The sequence below is a fragment of the Paenibacillus massiliensis 2301065 = DSM 16942 genome (assembly GCF_000377505.1).
In the GTDB taxonomy this organism is placed as follows: Bacteria; Bacillota; Bacilli; order Paenibacillales; family Paenibacillaceae; genus Paenibacillus; species Paenibacillus massiliensis.
The window spans coordinates 224166-246464 of the sequence record NZ_KB898187.1; the positions used below are offsets into that span (position 1 = coordinate 224166).

General features: G+C 50.4%; 21 protein-coding genes. All 21 read left to right on the forward strand.

From position 1 onward, the window contains the following. Positions 1 to 152: 152 nt before the first annotated feature. The 21 genes from D328_RS0107595 to D328_RS0107695 all read left to right on the forward strand — a co-directional run bounded on the left by D328_RS0107595 (position 153) and on the right by D328_RS0107695 (position 22110). Positions 153 to 434, forward strand: a complete 282-nt coding sequence (locus D328_RS0107595; protein WP_018884381.1) for a hypothetical protein — start codon at positions 153 to 155, stop codon at positions 432 to 434. Between the two features lie 190 nt (positions 435 to 624). After that, positions 625 to 1638 carry an aldose 1-epimerase gene (locus D328_RS0107600; RefSeq protein ID WP_018884382.1) on the forward strand — a complete coding sequence of 338 codons (1014 nt, stop codon included), beginning with the start codon at positions 625 to 627 and terminating at the stop codon, positions 1636 to 1638. Between the two features lie 371 nt (positions 1639 to 2009). Continuing rightward, the gene (gene fumC, locus D328_RS0107605) at positions 2010 to 3398 is read left to right on the forward strand and encodes a class II fumarate hydratase (protein ID WP_018884383.1); all 1389 of its coding nucleotides are present in this window, start codon (positions 2010 to 2012) and stop codon (positions 3396 to 3398) included. Between the two features lie 249 nt (positions 3399 to 3647). Beyond that, on the forward strand, positions 3648 to 5246 hold the full coding sequence (locus D328_RS0107610; RefSeq protein ID WP_018884384.1) for a PucR family transcriptional regulator: 1599 nt from the start codon (positions 3648 to 3650) through the stop codon (positions 5244 to 5246). Between the two features lie 293 nt (positions 5247 to 5539). Continuing rightward, a complete protein-coding gene (uraD, locus tag D328_RS0107615) occupies positions 5540 to 6055 on the forward strand; it encodes a 2-oxo-4-hydroxy-4-carboxy-5-ureidoimidazoline decarboxylase (protein ID WP_018884385.1) in 516 nt (171 codons plus the stop codon). 26 nt (positions 6056 to 6081) lie between these two features. Further along, positions 6082 to 6465, forward strand: coding sequence for a hydroxyisourate hydrolase (uraH, locus tag D328_RS0107620; RefSeq protein ID WP_018884386.1), 384 nt, complete (start codon positions 6082 to 6084; stop codon positions 6463 to 6465). 14 nt (positions 6466 to 6479) lie between these two features. Then, the gene (locus D328_RS0107625; protein ID WP_018884387.1) at positions 6480 to 7892 is read left to right on the forward strand and encodes an allantoinase; all 1413 of its coding nucleotides are present in this window, start codon (positions 6480 to 6482) and stop codon (positions 7890 to 7892) included. Next, positions 7885 to 9177, forward strand: a complete 1293-nt coding sequence (locus tag D328_RS0107630; protein WP_018884388.1) for a M20 family metallo-hydrolase — start codon at positions 7885 to 7887, stop codon at positions 9175 to 9177. The genes D328_RS0107625 and D328_RS0107630 overlap by 8 nt, the downstream gene beginning before the upstream one ends. Continuing rightward, a complete protein-coding gene (locus D328_RS0107635) occupies positions 9174 to 10418 on the forward strand; it encodes a pyridoxal-phosphate-dependent aminotransferase family protein (RefSeq protein ID WP_026281053.1) in 1245 nt (414 codons plus the stop codon). The genes D328_RS0107630 and D328_RS0107635 overlap by 4 nt, the downstream gene beginning before the upstream one ends. A 20-nt stretch (positions 10419 to 10438) precedes the next feature. After that, a complete protein-coding gene (locus tag D328_RS0107640; RefSeq protein WP_018884390.1) occupies positions 10439 to 11761 on the forward strand; it encodes a 5'-deoxyadenosine deaminase in 1323 nt (440 codons plus the stop codon). A gap of 151 nt (positions 11762 to 11912) precedes the next feature. After that, positions 11913 to 13022: an XdhC family protein gene (locus D328_RS28555; RefSeq protein WP_018884391.1), complete on the forward strand. Its 1110-nt coding sequence runs from the start codon at positions 11913 to 11915 to the stop codon at positions 13020 to 13022. Beyond that, complete coding sequence (locus D328_RS0107650) at positions 12967 to 13626, forward strand: nucleotidyltransferase family protein (RefSeq protein ID WP_018884392.1); 660 nt, start codon at positions 12967 to 12969, stop codon at positions 13624 to 13626. The genes D328_RS28555 and D328_RS0107650 overlap by 56 nt, the downstream gene beginning before the upstream one ends. Beyond that, positions 13619 to 14518 carry an FAD binding domain-containing protein gene (locus D328_RS28560; protein ID WP_231505368.1) on the forward strand — a complete coding sequence of 300 codons (900 nt, stop codon included), beginning with the start codon at positions 13619 to 13621 and terminating at the stop codon, positions 14516 to 14518. The genes D328_RS0107650 and D328_RS28560 overlap by 8 nt, the downstream gene beginning before the upstream one ends. A gap of 5 nt (positions 14519 to 14523) precedes the next feature. Continuing rightward, positions 14524 to 16839: a xanthine dehydrogenase subunit D gene (gene pucD / locus D328_RS0107660; RefSeq protein ID WP_018884394.1), complete on the forward strand. Its 2316-nt coding sequence runs from the start codon at positions 14524 to 14526 to the stop codon at positions 16837 to 16839. After that, on the forward strand, positions 16836 to 17429 hold the full coding sequence (locus D328_RS28565) for a (2Fe-2S)-binding protein (RefSeq protein WP_018884395.1): 594 nt from the start codon (positions 16836 to 16838) through the stop codon (positions 17427 to 17429). Before pucD ends, D328_RS28565 begins: the two co-directional genes overlap by 4 nt. Before the next feature lie 310 nt (positions 17430 to 17739). Then, on the forward strand, positions 17740 to 18864 hold the full coding sequence (locus D328_RS0107670; RefSeq protein ID WP_033412464.1) for a phosphodiester glycosidase family protein: 1125 nt from the start codon (positions 17740 to 17742) through the stop codon (positions 18862 to 18864). A 64-nt stretch (positions 18865 to 18928) separates the two neighbouring features. Then, complete coding sequence (locus D328_RS30995; protein WP_018884397.1) at positions 18929 to 19075, forward strand: hypothetical protein; 147 nt, start codon at positions 18929 to 18931, stop codon at positions 19073 to 19075. Between the two features lie 195 nt (positions 19076 to 19270). Then, complete coding sequence (locus D328_RS0107680; protein ID WP_018884398.1) at positions 19271 to 20002, forward strand: AzlC family ABC transporter permease; 732 nt, start codon at positions 19271 to 19273, stop codon at positions 20000 to 20002. Continuing rightward, entirely contained in the window at positions 19993 to 20316 is a 324-nt protein-coding gene (locus D328_RS0107685; RefSeq protein WP_018884399.1) for an AzlD domain-containing protein, read from the forward strand. The genes D328_RS0107680 and D328_RS0107685 overlap by 10 nt, the downstream gene beginning before the upstream one ends. 354 nt (positions 20317 to 20670) lie before the next feature. Continuing rightward, complete coding sequence (locus D328_RS0107690) at positions 20671 to 21087, forward strand: DoxX family protein (protein ID WP_018884400.1); 417 nt, start codon at positions 20671 to 20673, stop codon at positions 21085 to 21087. A gap of 147 nt (positions 21088 to 21234) precedes the next feature. After that, positions 21235 to 22110 carry a VOC family protein gene (locus D328_RS0107695; RefSeq protein ID WP_018884401.1) on the forward strand — a complete coding sequence of 292 codons (876 nt, stop codon included), beginning with the start codon at positions 21235 to 21237 and terminating at the stop codon, positions 22108 to 22110. The last annotated feature ends 189 nt before the right edge of the window (positions 22111 to 22299 follow it).

A 22299-nucleotide genomic window follows, 5' to 3' on the forward strand; every position in this document is an offset into this window, starting at 1 on the left:
CCTCCGTTAAAGGTAATTCGATACGCAGTATGCTACGTGTCACAACTATTGTACAATGGAATTATGAGGTTCACAAATGATCGCTTGAATCACCATGAATCATCATGAGCACAAAGTGATATTACGCTGAACAAGAAAGGATGTATGAATGAATGACAGAGCAGTCCAAAGCGACAGTAATTAGTGCAACCATGCGGCAAGAGGAGGATGGTAGCTTCCTCGGACAAGCGGTGTTTAATATGGAGGGACAGAAATCCACCTTCGAAATCTCCTTTTTCAGTAAGAAGGGCAAGGAGTGGGACTACAGCCTTCATTATGCTGAAGGAGAGCGCATAGAAGAGGAGCTATTAGCTATTGACGAGCTGCTTGAGGAGGATGACGATCTGTTCGACATGCTGCTCGATGCGGCGAGAGATGCGATGGAGTCCAAGTAGTATAATGTCACATAAGCGTGCGCAAAGTAGCACTTTGACCCATTTCCAATAGGGGCCAATTCATGATATAGTCAAACCGAAATGATCAGCGCTTACAATGCTGCATGCTGCCCTTGTGCCAAGCTACAGTATGGTCAGGATGCAGCCGCGTTACTGTCTGGTTCTATACATATGTCAAGGAGGTTCTTATATGTCTTATCAACATACTGCGCTAGAGGAGCCATTTCACGGCGTACCTGCTGTGTGGCTGCGCTTTGCCGGTTATGAAGCTGCTGTTATACCTTCTGTTGGAGCTAATCTTGTTGCTTTTCGGGATACGGAATACGGCTATCGCTTTCTAAGAGAGCCAGAGGCCGATGGAATGGAGGAGTTCCTGAGCAGTCCTGCGGTATTTGGGATACCGTTCCTGTTCCCGCCTAACCGCTACGAGGATGGTAAGTTCCCATGGAATGGTACGACCTACGAGCTACCGATCAATGAGCCAAAGACCAACAATCATTTGCATGGATTTCTGCACAATGTGCCATGGAATCTGGAGGAATATGGCTCATCTGAGGCAGAGAGCTACGTTATTCTGACACAGCAGGTGGATGAGGAGCATCCGATGTATGGCTTCCTGCCATTCACCTTCACGATCCAGCTTCGCTACAGCCTGGATGCGTTCGGACTGCGTCAGCAATACACGATTGTCAATCAGGGCGAAGAGGCGATGCCGAATCTATTCGCATTCCATACGGCGGTTAATGCGCCATTCGCTCCAGGTAGCAGTGCGGAGGATTATCGCATCAAGGTGACGATCGGTGAGCGAATTGAGCTAAGCGACCGCTCCTTGCCTACGGGCTCGTTGCAGCAGCTGTCTGCCGAAGAGGAGGCCCTCAAGGGTGAGGGGATCAATCCCTATTTTGAAGAGATGGATCACCACTATACAGCGGCTCCGCAGAATGGCCGCAATTACATGTCCTTGACTGATACTCGTGTGGGTGCAACGCTGATCTATGATGTAGGTACCAGCTATAAGCACTGGATGATCTGGAATAACAAGGCGTGCGGGCAGTTCATTTGCCCAGAGCCGCAGATGAACCGTGTCAATGCACCGAATTTGCAAGGTATTGCAGCAGAGGAAGCTGGATTGATTGCGCTTCAGCCGGGCGAGATTTTCGAACAAACAGCACGTCTGTACTGTATTCAACAGGCGGTTGAGTAACTGATAGCTTTGACAGGTGCAGTGAAGTAAACTACTCACGTGGCTCATGTACAAGTTGCATATAATACTGTGGGGGTGTCTTGCGAGATACCCTCTTTAGTATGCATTGATGCATCATGGAACGCTATATCCGTTCATTGGTGCTTTAATGCCTTAGTGTGCGAGTGTATTAATATATTTTTGTATTAATGCTCCGAAGCAGTCAAGTCGCGCCTTGAATTTAGATTTAGTTAACATAATATTTGTTATGGAAACATGGAAGAAAAGCGTTTACAAAAAGATGTGAAGAACGCTGTTGAATCATGTATAATATGACAGAAGTCACATTCAGGCTGTACCTAGCTCATTACATATTTGAGGGAGGAATACACGTGCAATACCGGATTGAGAAAGATACGATTGGAGAGATTCAGGTCCCGGCAGATCGACTCTGGGGAGCGCAGACACAGCGCAGTAAGCAGAACTTCCCGATTGGTACGGAAAAAATGCCGATTGAGGTCATTCAGGCCTTTGCTATTCTCAAGAAAAGTGCAGCGATTAGCAATCACAAGCTGGGCAAGCTGGCTGAGAGTAAGAAGGATGCTATTGTCTTTGCTGCTGATGAGATTATCAGTGGCAAGCTGGATGATCATTTTCCGCTTGTAGTATGGCAGACAGGCAGCGGCACGCAGTCTAATATGAATGTGAATGAGGTAATTGCTCATCTGGGAAGCCAATGGCTGGCAGAGCAGGGCAAGGAAGAGCGACTGCACCCGAATGACGATGTGAACATGTCGCAGAGCTCGAACGACACGTTCCCGACTGCGTTACATGTATCCGGCGTTATTGCGGTAGAGGATCGCCTGCTTCCTGCCATCGAGAAGCTGAAGGCCACTTTGCAGGACAAGTCTGAGCAGTTCAAGGACATTATTAAGATCGGTCGTACCCATCTTCAGGATGCCACGCCGCTGACGCTGGGGCAGGAGATCAGCGGTTGGTATGCCATGCTAGATAAGAGTGCGCGTATGATTACAGATACCGTTAAATATATGAAGGAGCTGGCCATTGGAGGCACTGCTGTCGGGACGGGTATCAACGCTCATCCAGAGTTCGGCAATTTGACGGCGGCTGAGATTTCTTCCTTTACAGGGAAAGAATTCATCTCTGCGCCGAACAAATTCCATGCGTTGACGAGTCATGATGAGGTAGTTACTGCCCATGGTGCGATCAAAGCGCTCGCAGCAGATCTGATGAAGATTGCCAACGATGTGCGTTGGCTGGCAAGTGGGCCACGTAGCGGCCTGGGCGAGATTATCATCCCAGCGAACGAACCTGGTAGCTCCATTATGCCTGGTAAAGTCAATCCGACACAGAGCGAAGCACTGACCATGGTAGTTACCCAGGTGATGGGAAATGACGCGGCTATTGGCTTTGCAGCTAGCCAAGGGAATTTCGAGCTGAATGTATTTAAGCCTGTCATTATCTATAACTTCCTGCAGTCTGTGCAGCTGCTGGCTGACTCCATCGTGGCTTTCAACGATAACTGTGCAGTAGGAATTGAGCCAGATCGAGCGAAGATCGAGCACAATCTGTACAATTCATTGATGCTGGTAACGGCATTGAATCCGTACATTGGTTATGAAAATGCAGCGAAGATTGCCAAGCTGGCACATGCCGAGGGCTTATCCTTGAAAGAAGCTGCACTCCAGACAGGCTTGCTCACTGAGGAGCAGTTCGACCAGTACGTGGACCCTGCCAAGATGATTGAACCGAAGGCTTAGGTATTGCCGTAGAGCACAAAGGCATTACATTCAGGGCACGGCTTAAGCGGAAATCTCAAAGTATACACAAAAAAATCGCACCTTTATGGACTATGGAGGCTTAATACTTCCATTAATCTAAAGGGCGATTTTTTTGTATCCACTGCCCATTTACAACATCCTGATGACCCGCACTAGTCTCTCGTGTTATAATAAGTTACAAACAAAGGTATATAACGCGACATGTGAAAGGGATGGGAGGTCTATAACATGCAGCTTACGGTACAGGAGGCACTCGAAATCTACCCGCTATCGGAAGCCAAGTTGGTCGCTGGGGCAGCGGGAACCTCTCGCAGGATGAAGTCGGTCAATGTGATGGATGCGCCTGATATTGCCGATTGGGTTAAATCGGGCGAGCTGCTGTTCACTACCGGTTTCCTGCTCAGGGACAGTCATGAGGATGCGACAAAGCTGCTCAAGAAGCTTCACGAGCGAGGATGTGCAGGGCTCGGAGTCAAGCTTGGCCGCTTCTGGGACAGCATTCCAGAGGCCGTGATGGCGGAGGCGGATCGTCTCAATTTCCCGCTCCTTGAGCTACCCTTTCAGTTCACCTTCTCGGATCAGATGAATGCGCTATTTCGAGCCGAATATGAACGCAGCACGAAGGCGCTGCAATCCGTTGTCAGCAGGCAGAAGGAGCTCATGCAATTTGCCTTGCGAAAGAATGCGGAAGCAAGTATTTTTGCGGGATTGTCTGAGATCCTGGATTGCCGGATCGCCGTTGTTGGATCAAGGGGCCATATCCTGTATACGAATGGCGAATGGGAGCAAGAGCAGGGCTGGATGAAGGGCTGGCCCTGGAAGTCGGCATATGCCCGGGTGAAATGGGATGCCGGCAGCTGCCATCGAGTACCGATTCGCCAACTGGAGGAGGACTTTGGATTTCTGCTCGTCTTCACGGAATCCTCGATATCCTTCAAGGCAGAGGAGGGATTGTTCCAGCAGGCAGCTGAGGTGCTTGCCTACTACATGAATCAGACAGATCAGGTGCATATGAGTCCAACCTCACAGGATGAGATGAAAGCTGTCATGATGCAGTATTTGAACGGGAGGATTACGGCTAGCGAGCTTGCCGAGTACCTGGAGAGTAGGAGGATGAGTGTCTGTGAGGGCCCGTATCAATGCGTACTGACGACTCTTGAGCCAGAGGTTTTTGCTTCACATACCTTATTAAAGCAGCTGTATCATGAGCTTCAATACAATCCGCTGATGAAGCTGAATCCTGCGCGTCACTTTTTGGTGGATACCGGCATCTTGTCCATCTTTAGCAGTGTATCGGGGCAGGATGAAGGAGATAAGCTCGCCCGCTTTCTGACCAATCGCTTCAGTGACGTCATTGCCACACAGCACACGCGTGGAGAGCCGGGTCCTCGATTCTGGATCAGCAAGCAGAAGACCGAGCAGCAAGGACTCCAGAGCGCATACCAGGAGTGCGTGGAGACGCGCAAACTGGCTCTTCGCTTCGCTATGAAGGATACGGCGCTTCAGTTCGATACCTTGGAATTCGCGTATGTGTTCCAGCATGTGCCCACCGAGATCATGGCGAATTATTGCAGCAAGCTACTGGAGCCTCTTGTTCGTGAGGACCCGAATGAACTGCTGATGCATACGTTGGAAGCCTTCGTCGAGCATGATGGTCTCATTAATGAGGCAGCCAAGCAGCTCTACGTCCACCGGAATACGGTCACCTATCGTATGGAGAAGATCAGTGCGCTGCTACAAATGGATTTCAAGAAGACAAACGATCTATTGAAGCTCAAGATGGTCTTTACATTTCGCAAGTTCCTTAAGCAGCAAAAGGCGCATTGAGCCAATCGAGCAAATTCAATCCAATGCAGTCCAATGTAATGAAATCCTACGATATCCACCCGAATCCATTCCAACTCTAACCAATTCTACCCACCCGATCCATCCCAATCGAATTTATTGGAATTCAGCCCTCCCGTTCAATCGGGAGGGCTGTTCTCATGGAGCGGTCAGGAACCAAATACAAAAATCATACATAATGTTAGTTTAGGTAACAAAATTGCGTGATTATTATTGTCACACTATATACATACATATACAATAACTCTCAAATTATCCGATGGGGGGCTGACAGGATGAAGCCATCCACGCTTCAACTTATTAATGAATTGTCACACGAAGCTTTTATGCATGAATTCGGAGCACTATTCGAGCATTCTCCCTGGATTGCAGAGAAGGCTGCGGGGTATAGACCTTTTCCGGATTATACAGCCATGTTGGATGTAATGAAATCGATAGTTATGGAGGCTGATGTAGAACAGATTCTGGATCTTCTACGTCGTCACCCTGATCTGGGCTCCAGACTGGAGATGAGCAGCAATTCTGTACAGGAACAGACAGGAGCAGGATTGAGCCAGCTCACTGAATCTGATTTTCTCGAGCTGCAACGTCTGAATGCGGCATACACTGAGCGTTTTGGATTTCCGTTCATTCTCGCAGTCAGGGGCCATACGACTTCCTCGATCATTCAGATTATGCGCGAACGGGTGGAGGGCACAAGACAGGAGGAATTGAAGACCGCTACTCAACAGGTGTTGCGCATTGCATCAATCAGGCTGGAGCAGTGGGTCGAGCGCACTGAACAAATCTAACTGTTGATCAGGAAAGGACCTGTCTAATGAGTACACATACGGGAAAATTAACAACTCACGTGCTGGATACAGGCCAGGGATTGCCCGGCAGAGGGATGAAGATTGAGTTGCTTTACTATGGAGAGGCTACTTCACGGACTGACAAAGGGAGTCTTCTAATTGAGACTACAACGAATGAGGATGGGCGAACCGATCAGCCATTGCTGCAGGGTGAGGCTGTGCGAACGGGTATCTATGAGCTGAGGTTCTATGCTGCAGCCTATCTGGAGAATACCAGGCATTCTTCTGGAGCCCACATTGCCTTATGGGACTGGATTCCAATTCGGTTTCATATCCGGGACAGCCATCAGCATTATCATATTCCACTTCTGTTGGCACCTGGGGGCTATAGTACGTATCGGGGGAGCTAAGGGAGGAATTCGCAATGACAGGGCATAGACAGTTCGATCTGGTAATCAGACACGGTATGGTTGTGCTACCAGAGGTATGCATAGAGGCAGATATCGCTGTTAAGGATGGCAAAATAGCTGCTATAGGTCACCTTGAACACATTGCAGAGGAAACGACGGTCTTCAATGCAGCAGGGCTGACCATACTTCCTGGGGCGGTCGATATCCATGTTCATTTCAACGAGCCTGGTCTGGAGAGCTGGGAAGGCTTCGCAGCAGGCTCTGCAGCCCTCGCAGCTGGCGGGTGCACGACATATGTGGATATGCCGCTAAATGGGGTTCCTCCAACGGTGAACAGAGAGGCACTGAACCTGAAGCTTGCACGAGCACAGGAGCGCTCTTGTGTAGATTATGCTTTATGGGGCGGGCTTGTTCCGGGCAATATCGAGGCATTGGATGAGCTGGCAGCGGCAGGGGTCGTCGGCTTCAAGGCTTTTATGTCCGATCCTGGTGGCGAGGGCGAAGGGATCTTCGCACGCTCGAATGAGCTTACCCTGCTGGAAGGTATGAAAAAGATTGCCTCAATAGGCGGTCTACTGGCCTTGCATGCAGAAAGTGAAGATATTGTGCAGGCGTCCACGGCTTTAATACGGCAGCAAGGGCGTATGGGCATGCAGGATTATATTGAATCCAGACCTGTAATCGCTGAGGTGGAGGCCGTTAGTCGTGCTTTGCTATACGCAAGACATACGGGCTGTCGACTGCATTTTGTTCATATAAGTACGCCGGAGGCTTTGGAGCTGATTGATGCAGCAAAAACCAGCGGGATGGATGTCAGTACGGAGACTTGCCCTCATTATTTGCTGCTCACTGATGAGGATGCTGATCGTCTCGGAGCGGTGGCCAAATGTGCTCCGCCGCTGCGAAGCACGGATAACCGGGAGCGGTTGTGGAATGCATTGCTCCATGGTTCAGTGGATATCATTGCGTCGGATCACTCACCATGCCCACCGTCGCTGAAGCAATCTGATGATGTGTTCGAAATTTGGGGCGGGATCTCCAGCGCTCAGAGTACACTGCTGCTCATGCTGGAGGAGGGATATCTCGCCAGAGGTCTCTCACTGCAACAGATTGCTAGAATCGTTGCCTTGGCACCTGCCTCCAGAATGGGGCTGGACGACCGCAAGGGAAGTATCGAGATTGGCAAGGACGCTGATTTTGCCTTGGTAGATTTCAACAAGGCTTTTACATTAACGGCTCAGGAGCTTCTTTATACCCACGTACAGAGCCCTTATTTGAATCACACGTTTCCATGCTCGATTGCGGCTACCTTTTGCCGGGGAAATCAGGTATATGACAAGCAGCATGGAGTTAGCGAGAGTCGGTCAGGAAGCTGGTTACAGCCAAGGCCGGTTGGGGCTGAGCCAAGGGAGGAGCGTTATGCGTGAGGCTCATGAGCAAGCAGTATCCTCACTCCATGGACATGAAGAACAACAGACTTATAGCACCCGGCTGATTGAGCTGTTGAAGGAATTGGCGGACATTGGTCGAGATGAGACTGGGGGCGTTACTCGTCTTCTTTACACGAGCTCATGGCTGTCCGCACAGCAGAAGCTTATGACATGGATGAAGGAGGCCGGATTGGAGGTGTTCTTTGACCGTGCTGGTAACCTTACTGGCAGACTTCAAGGAACAGATCCAGATCTGGCTCCGATCGTAACAGGCTCCCATGTGGACACGGTGACATCAGGCGGCGATTATGACGGTGCTTTAGGTATTGTAGCTGGCCTGCTGGCACTGATTGAGCTGAAGGAGCGATATGGTAAACCAACCAGAACACTGGAGGTAGTCGCGCTTTGCGAAGAGGAGGGTAGTCGATTCCCTACCGCTTACTGGGGCTCCGGTAGTATCGCTGGGCGTGTCCGCTGGGAGGATGTTGGCCTGCTCCGGGATCGTGAAGGCATCAGCATGCTGGAGGCTGCAAGAGAATGTGGCTTTGGGCCTGATAGTTCATATGCTGAGCCCGCGAGGAAACTGGGTGCTTATCTGGAACTGCACATTGAACAGGGCTCCGTGCTGGAGCGATCCAACATTCCGATCGGTATTGTATCGGCGATTGTCGCTCAGCAGCGGTATCGCATTCAGCTTCATGGCGAGGCGAATCATGCAGGAACGACACCGATGGACCATCGAAAGGATGCCCTGACCTGTGCCGCCCGGATGATTGTAGCCGCCCAATCATATGCACTGGAGACGGACGATGGACTGGTAGCTACTGTAGGGAGTATCTCTGTAACGCCAGGAACGCCAAACGTCATTCCGGGTGGAGCTGAATTCACACTGGACATTCGCCATGCAGAGGATGCGGAGCTGCAGCGGCATAGCAGAGAGCTACTGCGACAATTTTCAGTAGTGGCAGAGGAAGATGAGGTCAGCTTCGTCAGCATTCAGACACTGGATGCAGCTGCTGTCCCCATGGGCCGCCAACTGATGGACTCTCTGATAGCAGTGTGCCACAGCAAGCAATTGGCTTTCCGCGTAATGGCTAGTGGTGCGGGTCATGATGCACAGATGTTCCGGCATGTCTGCCCTACGGCAATGATTTTCGTACCAAGTCGTGGAGGCATTAGCCACAGCCCGGACGAATACACGGCCCCCGAGCATTTAATATTAGGCTACAGCGTACTAGCATCAGCATTATATGAACTAGGTTACGGGGGTGCAGGCGCTTGAGTAGTTACAGAGAGCTTTCTCCATCACCGCGGACAATAATGACTCCAGGTCCCGTAGAGGTAGACCCACGAGTGCTAAGGGCGATGTCTTATCCGATTTTGGGGCAATTTGACCCGGAATTCACAGCGTTGATGAACAAGACGATGGAGATGCTGCGCATTATATATCAGACGAACAATCAGTGGTGCTACCCGGTAGATGGCACATCACGCTCAGGCATTGAGGCGGTCCTAACCAGTCTGATCCGTCCGGGAGACAAGGTGCTGGTTCCTATATTTGGACGCTTCGGTCATCTGCTGGTGGAGCTTGCCGAGCGCTGCGGAGCGGAAGTCTGTATCCTGGAGCGGGACTGGGGAGGGGTCTTTGACCCCGAAGATATCATTCAGGAGGCCAAGCGAGTAAGGCCGGATCTAGTGGCCATAGTGCATGGCGAGACCTCTACGGGCCAAATACAGCCGCTCGCTGAGATCGGTGCAGCTTGCCGGGAGATGGACATTTTACTTGTGGTGGATGCTGTAGCTACCATTGGAGGAGTGCCAGTCGAGACCGACAATTGGAAGCTTGATGCAGTTATGGGAGGAACACAGAAATGTTTGTCTGTCCCGGCAGGAATGGCTCCCCTAACCTATAATGAGCGCGCAGAGCAGCGGATTCTGTCACGTAAGCGAGTGGAACGGGGTCTGCGAAGTCCGAGTGAGGAAGCTAAGGTAGCACTAACGGACCCAATCGAGTGCCGCCCCATTCAGAGCAATTATCTCGATCTGAGCCAGCTTCAGGATTACTGGAGTCCAGCGCGACTGAATCATCATACAGAAGCGACCAATATGCTCTATGCATTGCATGAGGGCTTGCGGATCATTCTGGATGAAGGACTGGAGACACGCTTTGCCAGACACCGGCTGCATGAAGCGGCGCTGATGGCCGGACTTCAGGCGATGGGCCTGCGGCTGTACGGGGATGCTGCAAGCAAGCTTACCGTAGTGACCTGTGTTCATATTCCGGCGGGAGTCGATGGGGAGCAGGTGCGCTCGATGCTGCTTCATGATTTCGGGATCGAGATTGCTAGCTCATTTGGGCCATTGAAGGGAAAAATCTGGAGAATCGGTGCGATGGGCTATAGCTGTAGGCAGACAAATATACTGCATACGCTTGGAGCACTTGAGGCAGTATTGGTTCGAAATGGGTATCGTGCACCAGCGGGAGAAGCTGTACAGGCAGCGCTGGATGTGTATCAAGGGTAAGCATTGAAGGGGGAGCACATATGGCGAGTATTCTAATACAGGGAGCACAGATCGTTACGATGAATGCCGAAGAGGACGTATTCATTGGAGACGTCCTTATAGAAAATCAGATGATTAAGGAGATTGGGCCACACATTGAAGCACAAGCTGATCGTGTCATTGATGCTTGCGGCAAAGTACTGCTGCCAGGCTTCGTGCAGACGCACATTCATCTGTGTCAGACCCTGTTTCGCGGGCGCGCAGACGATATGGAGCTGATGGATTGGCTTCGCCAAAGAATCTGGCCGCTGGAGGCTGCTCACGATGAGGAATCCGTCTATTACTCGGCTCTGCTAGGCATAGGAGAGCTAATATCAAGCGGGACCACTACAGTGCTGGATATGGAGACGGTACATCACACCGAATCTGCATTTCAGGCCATGGCCCAGAGCGGCATACGAATTATCTCCGGCAAGGTGATGATGGATCATGGGGATGAGGTGCCCCTCCCGCTACGTGAGCGTACAGAGGATTCCATTCAGCAAAGTGTAGACCTGCTGGAGAAATGGAATGGCTTTGGTGGTGGACGTATCCAGTATGCCTTCTGTCCAAGATTCGTAGTGTCCTGTACTGAGCAGCTTCTGACCGAGGTACGTGACCTGTCAGCTCAGTATCATGTGCGGGTGCATACGCATGCTTCAGAGAATCAGGGCGAGATTGCGCTAGTTGAATCCGAGCGCGGTATGAGAAATATTATTTACCTGGATCATATTGGTCTGGCTCATTCAAGACTAATTCTGGCGCATTGCATCTGGCTGAGTGAGGAGGAGAAGGAGATTATTCGTAAACGCGGGGTGAAGGTGACTCACTGCCCGGGCTCCAATCTGAAGCTTTCCTCAGGCATTGCGGATATTCCTGAACTGCTGAACCGCCATATTCATGTCGGACTCGGTGCCGACGGAGCACCCTGCAACAACAATCTGGATATGTTCCAGGAAATGCGCCTGACTGCGCTCATTCAGAAGATTCCACATGGTCCAACGGCAATGGATGCCCGTACTGTCCTAAGAATGGCGACGATGGGCGGAGCTGAGGTACTGGGTATGGCCAAAGAGATTGGCAGCCTGGAGGCTGGGAAGAAGGCCGATATGATCTTGCTGGATCTGGATGACTATCACACATACCCATCGTATGATACAGACATTTATTCCCGCGTTGTCTATTCCACCACCCGGAGCAATATGGACACAGTTATTATTGACGGAGCTATAGTGTTTGAGAATCGTATGGTGACAACCATTGATCGGGGCATCGTATTGCAGGAGGCGGATAAATCCATTGCAAGGTTGATACGTACGATGTAATTTTCATTTCTACTTGATGTGAACTGATGGGCATTCATGAGATTGTTGCAAATTCTGAATCGTTGGCTTTAGAGATTATTACGAAGTATATAGTGCTCGCGTAGCCAAGTGTAGCCAAGGTGCATACCACGCTGAAGGGAGGAAGCCTCGTATGGATATGGCGGAATTATGTGTTCATGCTGTCAAAGGCGGAGAACGAAAGGTGCTGGTAACAGCCGTATATGTTGAGGGTCATGCGTACCGCAAAGAAGGGGCTTCCATGCTGCTCGGGGAAGATGGGGGAGCCTGGGGGAGCATTAGTCCGGGCTGTATAGAGGAGGATCTTCGAGAGCGGGTTCGCGAGGTGCTGGCTACAGGGAAGATTGCCAAAGTCCCCTATGATATGAGACCAGTAGACGATCTGTCCTGGGGTGAGCATGTTGGCTGTGGTGGACTGATGCACCTGGTGCTGGAGCCAGTCGTGCAGCAGCTCCAGATGGCCATGGAGACGATGGTTGATCTATTTGAGAAAGGGCATCACGTTATACTCACGCGTACCTATGATTGGCTTGCTGAGCATGCAGAATATAGGCTGGAAATTGCCGGGGATGCTATTGACAATGAGCTAGATGCGTCAGGCAATTTGGCATCATTAGCTGCAGTTCATATAGACAATAGCCATGAGCTGATGCTCGCACATACAGAGCATCAGCTTTGGCCAGATAGCTACGTGAGGACTTATCGGCCCCAGCCACGCCTTGTGATCTTCGGTGCTGGACCGGATGCGGAGCCCGTATGTAAGCTGGCTCTTGCCACAGGCTTCCGTGTAGTTATGGCGGATTGGAGGACAGCGCGGCTAACTGCAGAGAATTTTGCAGGAGCTGATCTGATCCATGGCTTCCCACAGGAATTATTGCATGGACAGCTTCGTATCATGGAGACGGATTTTGTGCTCCTCATGAGCCATCAATATCAGCGTGAGCGTGAGCTGCTAGAGCTGCTGGCAGAGAGCACATGTGCGTACATTGGCATTATGGGAACGAAGGGACGAACAGCACGCTTGCTGGAGGGATTGCCCACATTCTTGAATTTGCATTCTCCTGTTGGGCTACCCATCGGCTCAGATGGACCGGAGGAGATAGCTGTCAGCATTATGGCTGAGTTGATTGCGATTCGAAGGGGAAAAGCCAAGGCGCAGTCACAGCCCTTGAAGGAAGGGTGGTATTATGAGCGTCACCGGAGTGATTCTGGCAGCTGGCCAAAGTTCGCGACTGGGTCGTGACAAGCTGGCGGAGCTACTGCTGGATGGTCGTACTATCGGAGCAAGGGTCGTAGATACTGCCCTGAATTCACGACTTGACCATGTGCTTGTAGTGGGACGGCAATGCTCCCAGCCAGATTGGCTTACATCCATCTTCGATGAAGCACTCAGACAAGACCGAGCAGAATATCTACATTGTACAAAGGCTGGCACTGGCATGTCTGCTTCCCTGCAATGTGGGCTGGAAGGGGCTATTCGTCGGGGAGCGCAAGCGATCATGATTTTGCTGGCTGACCAGCCTTTCGTGCAGGCGAGTAGCCTGGATGCATTATTACAGCTTTATGATGATGTCCATAATTCCACTCGACCAGAGCAGAGCTTCGATTATATTGCGGCCCGTAACGGAGCCTCCCCCCAGCCCCCGGTTATATTGACATCCACCATGTATGAGGCAGTGCGACAGCTACAGGGAGACTGTGGTGCAGGCATACTGCTCAAGAGCGATAGATACAGAGGTATCTATTGTGACTACTCTGCTGATCTGTTCATGGATGCAGATACGGAGACAGCGCTCATGCACCTTCGAGAACAGGAGAGGAGGGTGATGAGCTGTGCAAATGAATAGCCACTCGATCCTTCCTTCCATGAGCCAGCCGACTGTGAGCTTGCCAACGACGCAGGAGGAGATCCTGCATACCAGATCAGTATTGGGTGCCCAGGCAACCTTTGTGGCAGGAGGAACCCTGCTACGGACCCAATGGGAAGGGGGCGCAGTTCCTGTCCCGTCCAACCTGATCGCCTTGGATGCGCTTGAGCAGCTGCACGGAATCTCTGAACAAGAACGTGCTCTACGTATCGGTGCGATGACACGACTGAAGGATTGTATTAGCAATACAGCCGTTGTAGCATGTGCGCCGCTACTGTCAGAGGCAGTTCGTCACATTGCTGCCCCTTCCATTCGGAATTTAGCCACGCTCGGCGGTAACATTGTATCCACGGTTGGCGATGCTCTGCCAGCTCTGCTGGTTATGAATGCCGAATTGGAATGGCTAGGAGAGAAGACCTTCATAAGACAATCTCTTAGGGATTGGTTAGATAGCGCTCGTAGCAGTGGCATTGATCGTGAAGCTGTTCTATGTGCCGCACATATCCCGCGAGTGGCTGAACCCCAAGTGAGCTTTTTCAAAAAAGTAGGCAGAAGAGCGGCTTTCACCCCTGCCCTTGTGAGCGTTGCTTTTGAGGGAGTCCAGGATTCGGCAGGAAAGTGGATATCGGCTGCTCTGGCTGCTGGTGGCGGTGCATGTATCCCAGCAAGACTCCCTCGTTCGGAGGAATTACTGTTATCCATGCAGCCATGGATGACAGATTACGGTAAGCTAGCACGGACGATACAAGAGGAATTTGCGGCGAATACAGATGTGTTCGCTTCAGCCGAGTACCGGAGCAGTCTTGCCGCTAATCTGCTTACCGCTGGATTATTTGAGAGTCTGGAGAGTATTCACAAAGCAAAGGAGTGAGCCGAATGTTGCTGAATCGTGAGAACAGCGGCGCACGCTGGTATAAGCGGCCTGACGGACCTGAGAAGGTCACAGGCCGTCTTTCATATCTGACCGACCTATCCCATCCGGATATGCTGTATGGTCGTGTGCTACGAAGTGAATATCCACATGCCAGAATTGTAGCCGTTGATCTGGAAGCTGCGCTACGTCTCGACGGTGTACGTGCAGTCCTTACATGGCGGGATGTACCCGGTCTGAATCGATTTGGCATCGCCACACCAGACCAGCCCGTCTTCTGTGAAGATCTGGTCAGATATACAGGAGACGCGATAGCTGCTGTTGCAGCAGACACTCCTGAACTGGCGGAAGCAGCTCTGGCGCTGATCAAGGTTAGCTATGAGGAATTGCCGGTTGTGGATTCACCCGAAGCGGCACTGGTAGACCAGGCACCGAAGCTTCATCCCCAAGGCAATGTACTACACCGTACTGAGGTGAAGCGTGGCAATGCTGAGGCCGCTTTTGCGGAGTGTGTACATGTTGTAAAGGAAACATATTATACCCCGCGGCAAATGCATACTTACATGGAGCTGGAAGGAGGCCTCTTCGTTCCTGAGGAGGATGGCAGACTTACGGTGTATGCTGCCACTCAGCACGGCTACAAGGATCGAATGCAGCTATCCCGCATTCTTGCCCTGCCTGAGGAAGCGATTCGGGTGATTTCCAGTCCGATCGGGGGCTCCTTTGGTGGAAAGGACGAGTTGAATGTACAGCCATACGGTGCGCTTCTTGCTCTGCGTTGTGGGCGTCCAGTGAAATTTCACAACTCACGTAAGGAATCTGTCCGGGCAGGACTCAAGCGACACCCAATGAAGATCGAGATGATGACAGGAACGGATGAACAAGGCTACTTGGTTGCCCATCGGGTAAGAATGATCTCGGATACCGGGGCATATGCGACATTGGGTGCTCCCGTACTGAATTTTGCGACAGAGCACTGTCTCGGGCCTTACCGCATTCCGCATGTGGATGTAGAAGGAATGGCTGTATACACGAATAATGGTGTGGCAGGCGAGTTCAGAGGCTTCGGGGGTAATCAGACGATATTCGCCGTAGAAGGACAGATGGATCGACTTGCTGCCCTTCTAAGCATGGACCCGTGGGAATTCAGGCGTAGGAACATGCGGAGTAGCAGTGACCCAGGCCCCCTGGAGCAGCGAATACTGGAGACGGAGGGGCTAGCTCAGGTGTGGGAAGCCGTAGAGAACTCTTCGCTGTGGCAGAGCAGGAGAGGTGGTATAGAGGAAGAGAAGCCTTTACCATGGATACGTCGGGGGATCGGCGCCTCACTAGCCATGCATGGAGCAGGACTGGGCTATGGACTACCTGATCCAGCAGGTGGCAGATTATCACTTACCGAAAAGGGATTTATTGAGGTGGCCTTCAGCTACGAGGAATTCGGTCAAGGATTGGTGGCTACCCTCGAAATGATGCTGATTGACCTGTTCAACTGCTCCGCTTCGGATCTTAGCATCGTCATTGGGGATACAGACCTCGTGCCGCACAGCGGGTCCAGTACAGCTTCGCGGTCTACAACAATGGCATGGATGGCCCTGCAGCGGCTGAAGGACCCTTTCCTGAAGCAAATCCTGGGGATTGCTTCGGCCTTGACAGGTATTATTCCAGAGCAGCTGGTTACGGGACCCGGAGGTGTATGGCAGGTGGAGGAATACAAGCGTATGGCTGCGCCTCTGTTACGTCCACGCGTGACTTATGCAGAGATTGTGGCAGCTGCGACGGAGCCGCTTGTGTTCGATACACGTTTCGATTATCCGACCACCCCAGATGCGGTCATGGGGGGCCATTTTCTATATACTTATGCAGCCGTCATCGCAGAGGTGGAAGTGAATCTGTTGACTGGCGAAGCCAAGCTACAGGATACCCGTCATATCGTAGCTGCGGGGCCAGTTATGAATCCCATGGGATATTTGGGACAAATCGAGGGCGGCAGTGTCATGGCACTGGGCTTCACTTTGACAGAGGATGCGGTTATGACACACGGCCGCTATGCAACACCGAATCTGGATACGTATATCATTCCGACGGTGCGGGACATCCACAGCTCGCTGGAGGTAGAGGCGATTGAAGAACTGCCGGAGGGGGATCCTTACGGACCACGTGGTGTAGGTGAGGTCGGATCAGTGGCGCTGGCTCCTGCGATTGCTGAGGCTATATATCAAGCTACAGGTGTGCGAGTGAAGCACCTACCAGTCAGAAGAGAGCTGCTCATGAGACCGCTTGATTCGCTCATAGGGCAGGAGAAAGGAGTGAAGTGGGGATGAGTGAGCAAGCGTATTTATGGAGAGCAGAGCTGAATGGACGTCAGATCGAGCTTGCGATAGCTCCTTCCCGCCGTTTGATCGATATACTACGTACAGATCTGCAACGAACAGGAACGAAGATCTCCTGTGAGATTGGACGATGTGGAGCATGCATGGTATTGATTGACGGGGTCGCAATGAATTCCTGCCTGCTCATGGCTTATCAGTGTCAGGACCGCAGCATCATGACTATAGAAGGTTTAGGTTCAGCAGACGGCGCTGATCAAGCAATCGCCAGAGATTCAGCAGCAGAAGATGATCAAAAGATGAACACGAGCGTGATCGCTATCCAAGGAAAGAAGTCTATGCTTCATCCGATCCAGGAAGCTTTCGTGGAAGAGGGTGGCTTTCAGTGCGGTTATTGTACACCGGGTATGATCCTGTCCACCAAAGCACTGCTTGATCAGAATCCTAGCCCCGTGAAAGCGGACATTGAAGAAGCGTTATGCGGCAATCTATGTCGTTGTACAGGCTACAGTGGAATTATTCGAGCTGTTGAGCAGGCTGCTGTGAAATGCCGAGAGCAGACGCTACAAAAGCAAGAACAGTGATATATAGAGTCTGCTTACAGTCCAGTGAGCAAAATAAATCTTACAAGCAAGGCATCATGTATCTCAAGGTTACTTCTCTTTATTCACCTTCTGAGTCTAATAGGATGTATCCCGAGCTAATATAGTCGAAGGAAGGCTTCGCAGGAAGCGCTCACCTTCGACTTTTCTTTTGCTTCTGCAGGAAAAGGTATCAATTATGTTAAAAAAATGAAACTTTCCGCCAATTGTATTGGTTTATGATAGGCGTAATTATTGCACATTTCGTCATTATGCATCCAATCCAACAATCGTGTAGAACGAGCATAAGGAGATGATCAGGGTGAGTGAGCGTCCCTTACCCAACAGGTCTGTTAGACGACAATCTGGCAGACGACAGCAACGAAGACGGCTGCGAAAAGCCATGCTACATGTGCTCGTCTTCTTCCTCATAGCTGGTCTAACAGGCGGCGGCTGGCTCATGTTCACATCCTCAGGGGAGGAGCTCCGTTACCGTATAGCGGATACGCTTATAACCACTCAGCATCGACACTGGGCCAAGTACATTATTGGACAGGACGAGTTGGATAAAAGAGTGGCTGAATACAAGGCCAGATTCGAGCAAATGGGCGAAGAGACGGATCATCATACGATTCAGACTCCTGCAATACCTATTGCAGCTGTACAAGAGGAGAAGCCACTGGTTGAGATTGAGGAAGTATCTGGGAAGAGCTATCATGGCTTCGTAATGACCGTCCACGATCCTACCAAGATCAGATTAGGTGTCCCAGCACAGCAGGGCAAAGGTGAGAAGGTATCCAGCATGGTCAAGCGTCTGGGTGCTGTGGCTGGAGTGAATGGTGGCGGCTTTGCAGATCCTAATTGGAAAGGCAATGGCTTCAAGCCGATTGGTGTCGTCATTTCTCAAGGGAAGTTATTTTATAACGGCTTGGGTAAGAAAGCTTCTACCCAGATCGTCGGAATCGATAAGCAGGGCAAGATGATCGCAGGGCACTATTCTCTGGAAGAATTGAGCCGGATGGAAGTTCAGGAGGCTGTAACCTTTCAGCCAAGACTGATCGTGAATGGCAAAGGTCTGATTCGTAATCATGCAGAAGGGTGGGGCATTGCTCCGCGAACAGCCATGGGTCAGCGAGCTGATGGAGCGATACTCTTCGTTATCATTGACGGAAGACAGCCAGGTTATAGCATTGGTGCGGATCTCTATGACATGCAGAATATTTTGCTGGAGCGGGGGGCCGTCATTGCGGCGAATCTGGATGGAGGCTCTTCTACGGTGCTTGTACACAACGAAGCAATTGTCAATAAGCCTTCCTCCGAGTATGGAGAGCGTTACCTGCCAACGGCGTTCCTCGTGTTCGAGCATCCGGAGCTGGCGAATATACCAAATATCTGGGAAGGATTGAGACCTGAGAATATTGATGCCGGGAAAAAATAGATTGCCGCGTTAGCTTTAGCCTATGCAAGTCAAATGCAAGCCTATGAAAGGGGATGAATGTCGTATGTTCAAGCAACGAAAAGGAGTCATTCTTACAGCCATCCTAGCTGCTGCCGCTTGTTATCTGATTGCAGCGAATGCTGCATTGGCATTCCCGTCCTCTGAGCTGGAATCCGTAGCGAGCTTGCTACCGGAAATCTACTTGAACTGAGCATTTTTCAAATCCAGCAAGCAATATTTAAATGAACAAAAGATAGATCAAAATGGTTCTATTCGTCTTCAATTGCACTTTATAGCGATACTAATCGAATTATGCAACATGCTTGAACTATGAATAGAGTTGACGCATTCTTTATTTTGCTCCATAATTTCTCCCATAAATTCTGATGACGGAGCGGAGGATTGAATGGAGCAGATAAATGTACGTAGCAAGCCCAATATGGTAATTCGGGAAGACAGCTTCCTTCAGGGAGTGAAGGATTGTGTACCGACGTTGCTTGGGTATTTAAGCATAGGATTCGCAGTTGGCGTTGTTGCCAAGACAGCTGGTCTATCGATCCTGGAGATTGCCCTGCTTAGCCTGTTGCTGTATGCTGGTTCAGCCCAGTTCATTATTTCAGGCATGGTGGTCGCAAGCACATCACCAACGGCAATAATTCTTACGGTCTTTCTGGTGAACCTTAGGCATCTATTATTGAGCGCGGCGGTCTCGCCGTATTTTCGGCATTTGAGCGCAGCGAGGAACGGTCTCGTGGGTGCCTTGTTAACCGATGAGACCTTCGGCGTAGCTATGATTAAGGCAGCTGAGCATAAAAAGCTCGGCGAGAAGTGGATGCATGGTCTGAACCTGACGGCCTACCTCAATTGGTTCGTGGCTACCCTTGCTGGAGCTTATTTGGGACAGTGGATTAGCAACCCGGAGCTATGGGGACTCGATTTTGCATTAACAGGGATGTTCATCGGCATATTAGCTGTGCAAATTGCCAGCCGCTCCAAGCTGCTGGTGGATCTGATTGTCACAGCGAGTGCTATTATAATTGCCGTCGGAGCCAGCGTGCTGGTGTCAGGCAGTATGGCCATTATCATTGCTACGGTAGGAGCAGCAACAGTCGGGATGGTGATTAGCCGATGGAAGTGAGCGGGTATATGCTCGTCATTATTTTAGGCAGTGCACTTGTCACCGTCATTCCACGCGTGCTGCCATTGATGCTGTTAAGCCGTGTCCAGCTGCCTGAGTGGGCTATGCGCTGGCTGCATTACGTACCTGTGTCTGTCATGGCTGCGATGATCGGCCAGGAGCTATGGATCAAGAATGGTGAGCTTGATCTCTTCAATCTGAAGGTACTGGCTGCCGTTCCGACGCTGTTGGTTGCTATCTACACCCGAAGCCTGCTTGGAACGGTGATTACGGGAATCATTACCTTGATGATCCTGCGTTATTGGCTCGGGTAGTTATACGTATACATAATCCTCTTCGTATGTGCTGTAATGGCACGTCTGGAGAGGATTTTTTATTGTAGGTGAGGCTGCATTTGATTAATTCAGTTTAAGACGGCATGTGTACTAACTGAACAAGTACCTGTTAGTGAGAAGAAACAATTCGAATACATATAGAAACAATAAAACATTTTATCATTGACTTACTTTTTGTTACGTGTTAATTTATTGATAACAAATAACCAATCAGCCATAGTTATACAGAAGTAATCTTAGGTTTTTACTTTAGGCAACATAGAATGACTGGCTTACGGTTGGGATAATGTAATGATTAACCAATAAAAAATGGATAAAAGGGGATTGAAACAAATGAACAAGTACGTATCTGCATTGCTTCGAGTGGGACTGGGGATCATGTTCCTGATCCATGGTCTGGACAAATTTCAGACAGGAATAGAGAATGTGGCAGGCTATTTTGGCAGTATCGGATTGCCGGGCTTCTTCGCCTATATTGTTGCTTCAGCTGAGGTAGCCGGAGGAATAGCACTCATTCTGGGCTTGTTGACGCGTGTGGTATCAGGTGGATTTATCCTCATTATGCTGGGAGCCATCATCTCGGTGAAGCTGCCGCTGGGGTTCCTTGGAAACGGACAAATGCCCGGGTATGAGCTTGATATCGCTTATCTGCTGATTGCCTTGCACCTCATGTTCGCTCCAGCAACTGCATTCGCAGTGGATCGCCTGCTGTTCAGAGACAACTCTGCTGCAGAGGAAGCCGCAGAATAATAGCCATTTCTAGGCGTAGCCTAATAACTAGACCTAATTAGCCGCTAATGATGAAGTTAATGGAGAAATTATGGAGAGCCTTTTTAACTTAAGAAAACGATGTCAGTTCAATTCATATCAATAAGAATTTAGAAAAGAGGAGTTCTAATGAGCAAACCATTACATTCAGCTACGAGAATTGGCAAGGTGGCCCTGAAGGTTAGCAATCTGAAGCGTTCCATTGTGTTCTACACTGAGGTCATTGGCTTCCAACTGCTGCATGAGTCTGGTCAGACTGCTCATTTGACAGCGGATGGGAAGACGGTATTGCTGACACTGACCGAGCATAAGGATGCAGTAATTTTACCAGAGCGTGCAGGAGCGGGTCTCTATCATTTTGCCATCCTGCTACCTGATCGTGCTTCTCTCGGCCTGGCAATTCGGAATCTGGCGAAGCACAATCTGGAGATTGGTCAAGGGGATCACCTCGTGAGTGAGGCGTTCTATCTGAATGATCCGGATAATAACGGAATTGAAATGTATGCAGATCGACCAAGAGAGACTTGGAAAAAGGATCAAAATGGCCATTACATTATGGCTACGGAGCAGGTGGATGTCCAAGGATTGCTGGACGAATCGGCAGACAAGACCTGGTCTGGGCTTCCCGCTGGAACGACGATGGGACATGTTCATTTCCATGTATCCGATCTGGGCAATGCTGAGAAATTTTACGTGCAGACGTTAGGATTCGACATTGTAGCCATGTATGGTTCCATGGCCATGTTCATTTCCGCAGGCGGTTACCACCACCATATCGGTCTGAATACGTGGGCAGGAGTGGGGGCACCACCAGTACCCGAGAATGCTGCTGGACTTGACTTCTATAGCCTTGTGTTGCCGAATGATGAGGAGCGACAGGCTGTGCTGGATAGAATTCGTCAGGGAGGCTATCAAGTTAGCGAGCAGGCTGGCAAGTGGTTCGCCAAGGACCCATTCAATATTCAAGTCCAACTGGTGACGGAGCAAGAGCATCTTCTCGGGTAAATGCCGCCAAGGTAATTAACAACATGAACTACATGAATTACATGGGCTACATGAGCTATGTTCCCGGCCAATTGAGATAATTATGCAGTTTATTAACTTGATAAATTATTAATGAAATTAATTGATTGCCGATTGTACGTGTCCTGATTCGTTATCGGAAGAAAAAGATGACGGCCCAAAGCGCTAATT

Excerpts from the sequence above, each read along its gene's own strand:
- D328_RS0107690 (WP_018884400.1), top strand. The coding sequence starts at position 20,671 with ATGAACAAGTACGTATCTGCATTGCTTCGAGTGGGACTGGGGATCATG.
- D328_RS0107685 (WP_018884399.1), top strand. The coding sequence starts at position 19,993 with ATGGAAGTGAGCGGGTATATGCTCGTCATTATTTTAGGCAGTGCACTT.
- D328_RS0107680 (WP_018884398.1), top strand. The coding sequence starts at position 19,271 with ATGGAGCAGATAAATGTACGTAGCAAGCCCAATATGGTAATTCGGGAA.
- D328_RS0107595 (WP_018884381.1), top strand. The coding sequence starts at position 153 with ATGACAGAGCAGTCCAAAGCGACAGTAATTAGTGCAACCATGCGGCAA.
- D328_RS28560 (WP_231505368.1), top strand. The coding sequence starts at position 13,619 with ATGAATAGCCACTCGATCCTTCCTTCCATGAGCCAGCCGACTGTGAGC.
- D328_RS0107695 (WP_018884401.1), top strand. The coding sequence starts at position 21,235 with ATGAGCAAACCATTACATTCAGCTACGAGAATTGGCAAGGTGGCCCTG.
- D328_RS0107670 (WP_033412464.1), top strand. The coding sequence starts at position 17,740 with ATGATCAGGGTGAGTGAGCGTCCCTTACCCAACAGGTCTGTTAGACGA.
- uraD (WP_018884385.1), top strand. The coding sequence starts at position 5,540 with ATGAAGCCATCCACGCTTCAACTTATTAATGAATTGTCACACGAAGCT.
- D328_RS0107600 (WP_018884382.1), top strand. The coding sequence starts at position 625 with ATGTCTTATCAACATACTGCGCTAGAGGAGCCATTTCACGGCGTACCT.
- D328_RS0107610 (WP_018884384.1), top strand. The coding sequence starts at position 3,648 with ATGCAGCTTACGGTACAGGAGGCACTCGAAATCTACCCGCTATCGGAA.
- D328_RS28565 (WP_018884395.1), top strand. The coding sequence starts at position 16,836 with ATGAGTGAGCAAGCGTATTTATGGAGAGCAGAGCTGAATGGACGTCAG.
- D328_RS0107625 (WP_018884387.1), top strand. The coding sequence starts at position 6,480 with ATGACAGGGCATAGACAGTTCGATCTGGTAATCAGACACGGTATGGTT.
- uraH (WP_018884386.1), top strand. The coding sequence starts at position 6,082 with ATGAGTACACATACGGGAAAATTAACAACTCACGTGCTGGATACAGGC.
- D328_RS0107630 (WP_018884388.1), top strand. The coding sequence starts at position 7,885 with ATGCGTGAGGCTCATGAGCAAGCAGTATCCTCACTCCATGGACATGAA.
- pucD (WP_018884394.1), top strand. The coding sequence starts at position 14,524 with ATGTTGCTGAATCGTGAGAACAGCGGCGCACGCTGGTATAAGCGGCCT.
- D328_RS28555 (WP_018884391.1), top strand. The coding sequence starts at position 11,913 with ATGGATATGGCGGAATTATGTGTTCATGCTGTCAAAGGCGGAGAACGA.
- D328_RS30995 (WP_018884397.1), top strand. The coding sequence starts at position 18,929 with ATGTTCAAGCAACGAAAAGGAGTCATTCTTACAGCCATCCTAGCTGCT.
- D328_RS0107640 (WP_018884390.1), top strand. The coding sequence starts at position 10,439 with ATGGCGAGTATTCTAATACAGGGAGCACAGATCGTTACGATGAATGCC.
- D328_RS0107650 (WP_018884392.1), top strand. The coding sequence starts at position 12,967 with ATGAGCGTCACCGGAGTGATTCTGGCAGCTGGCCAAAGTTCGCGACTG.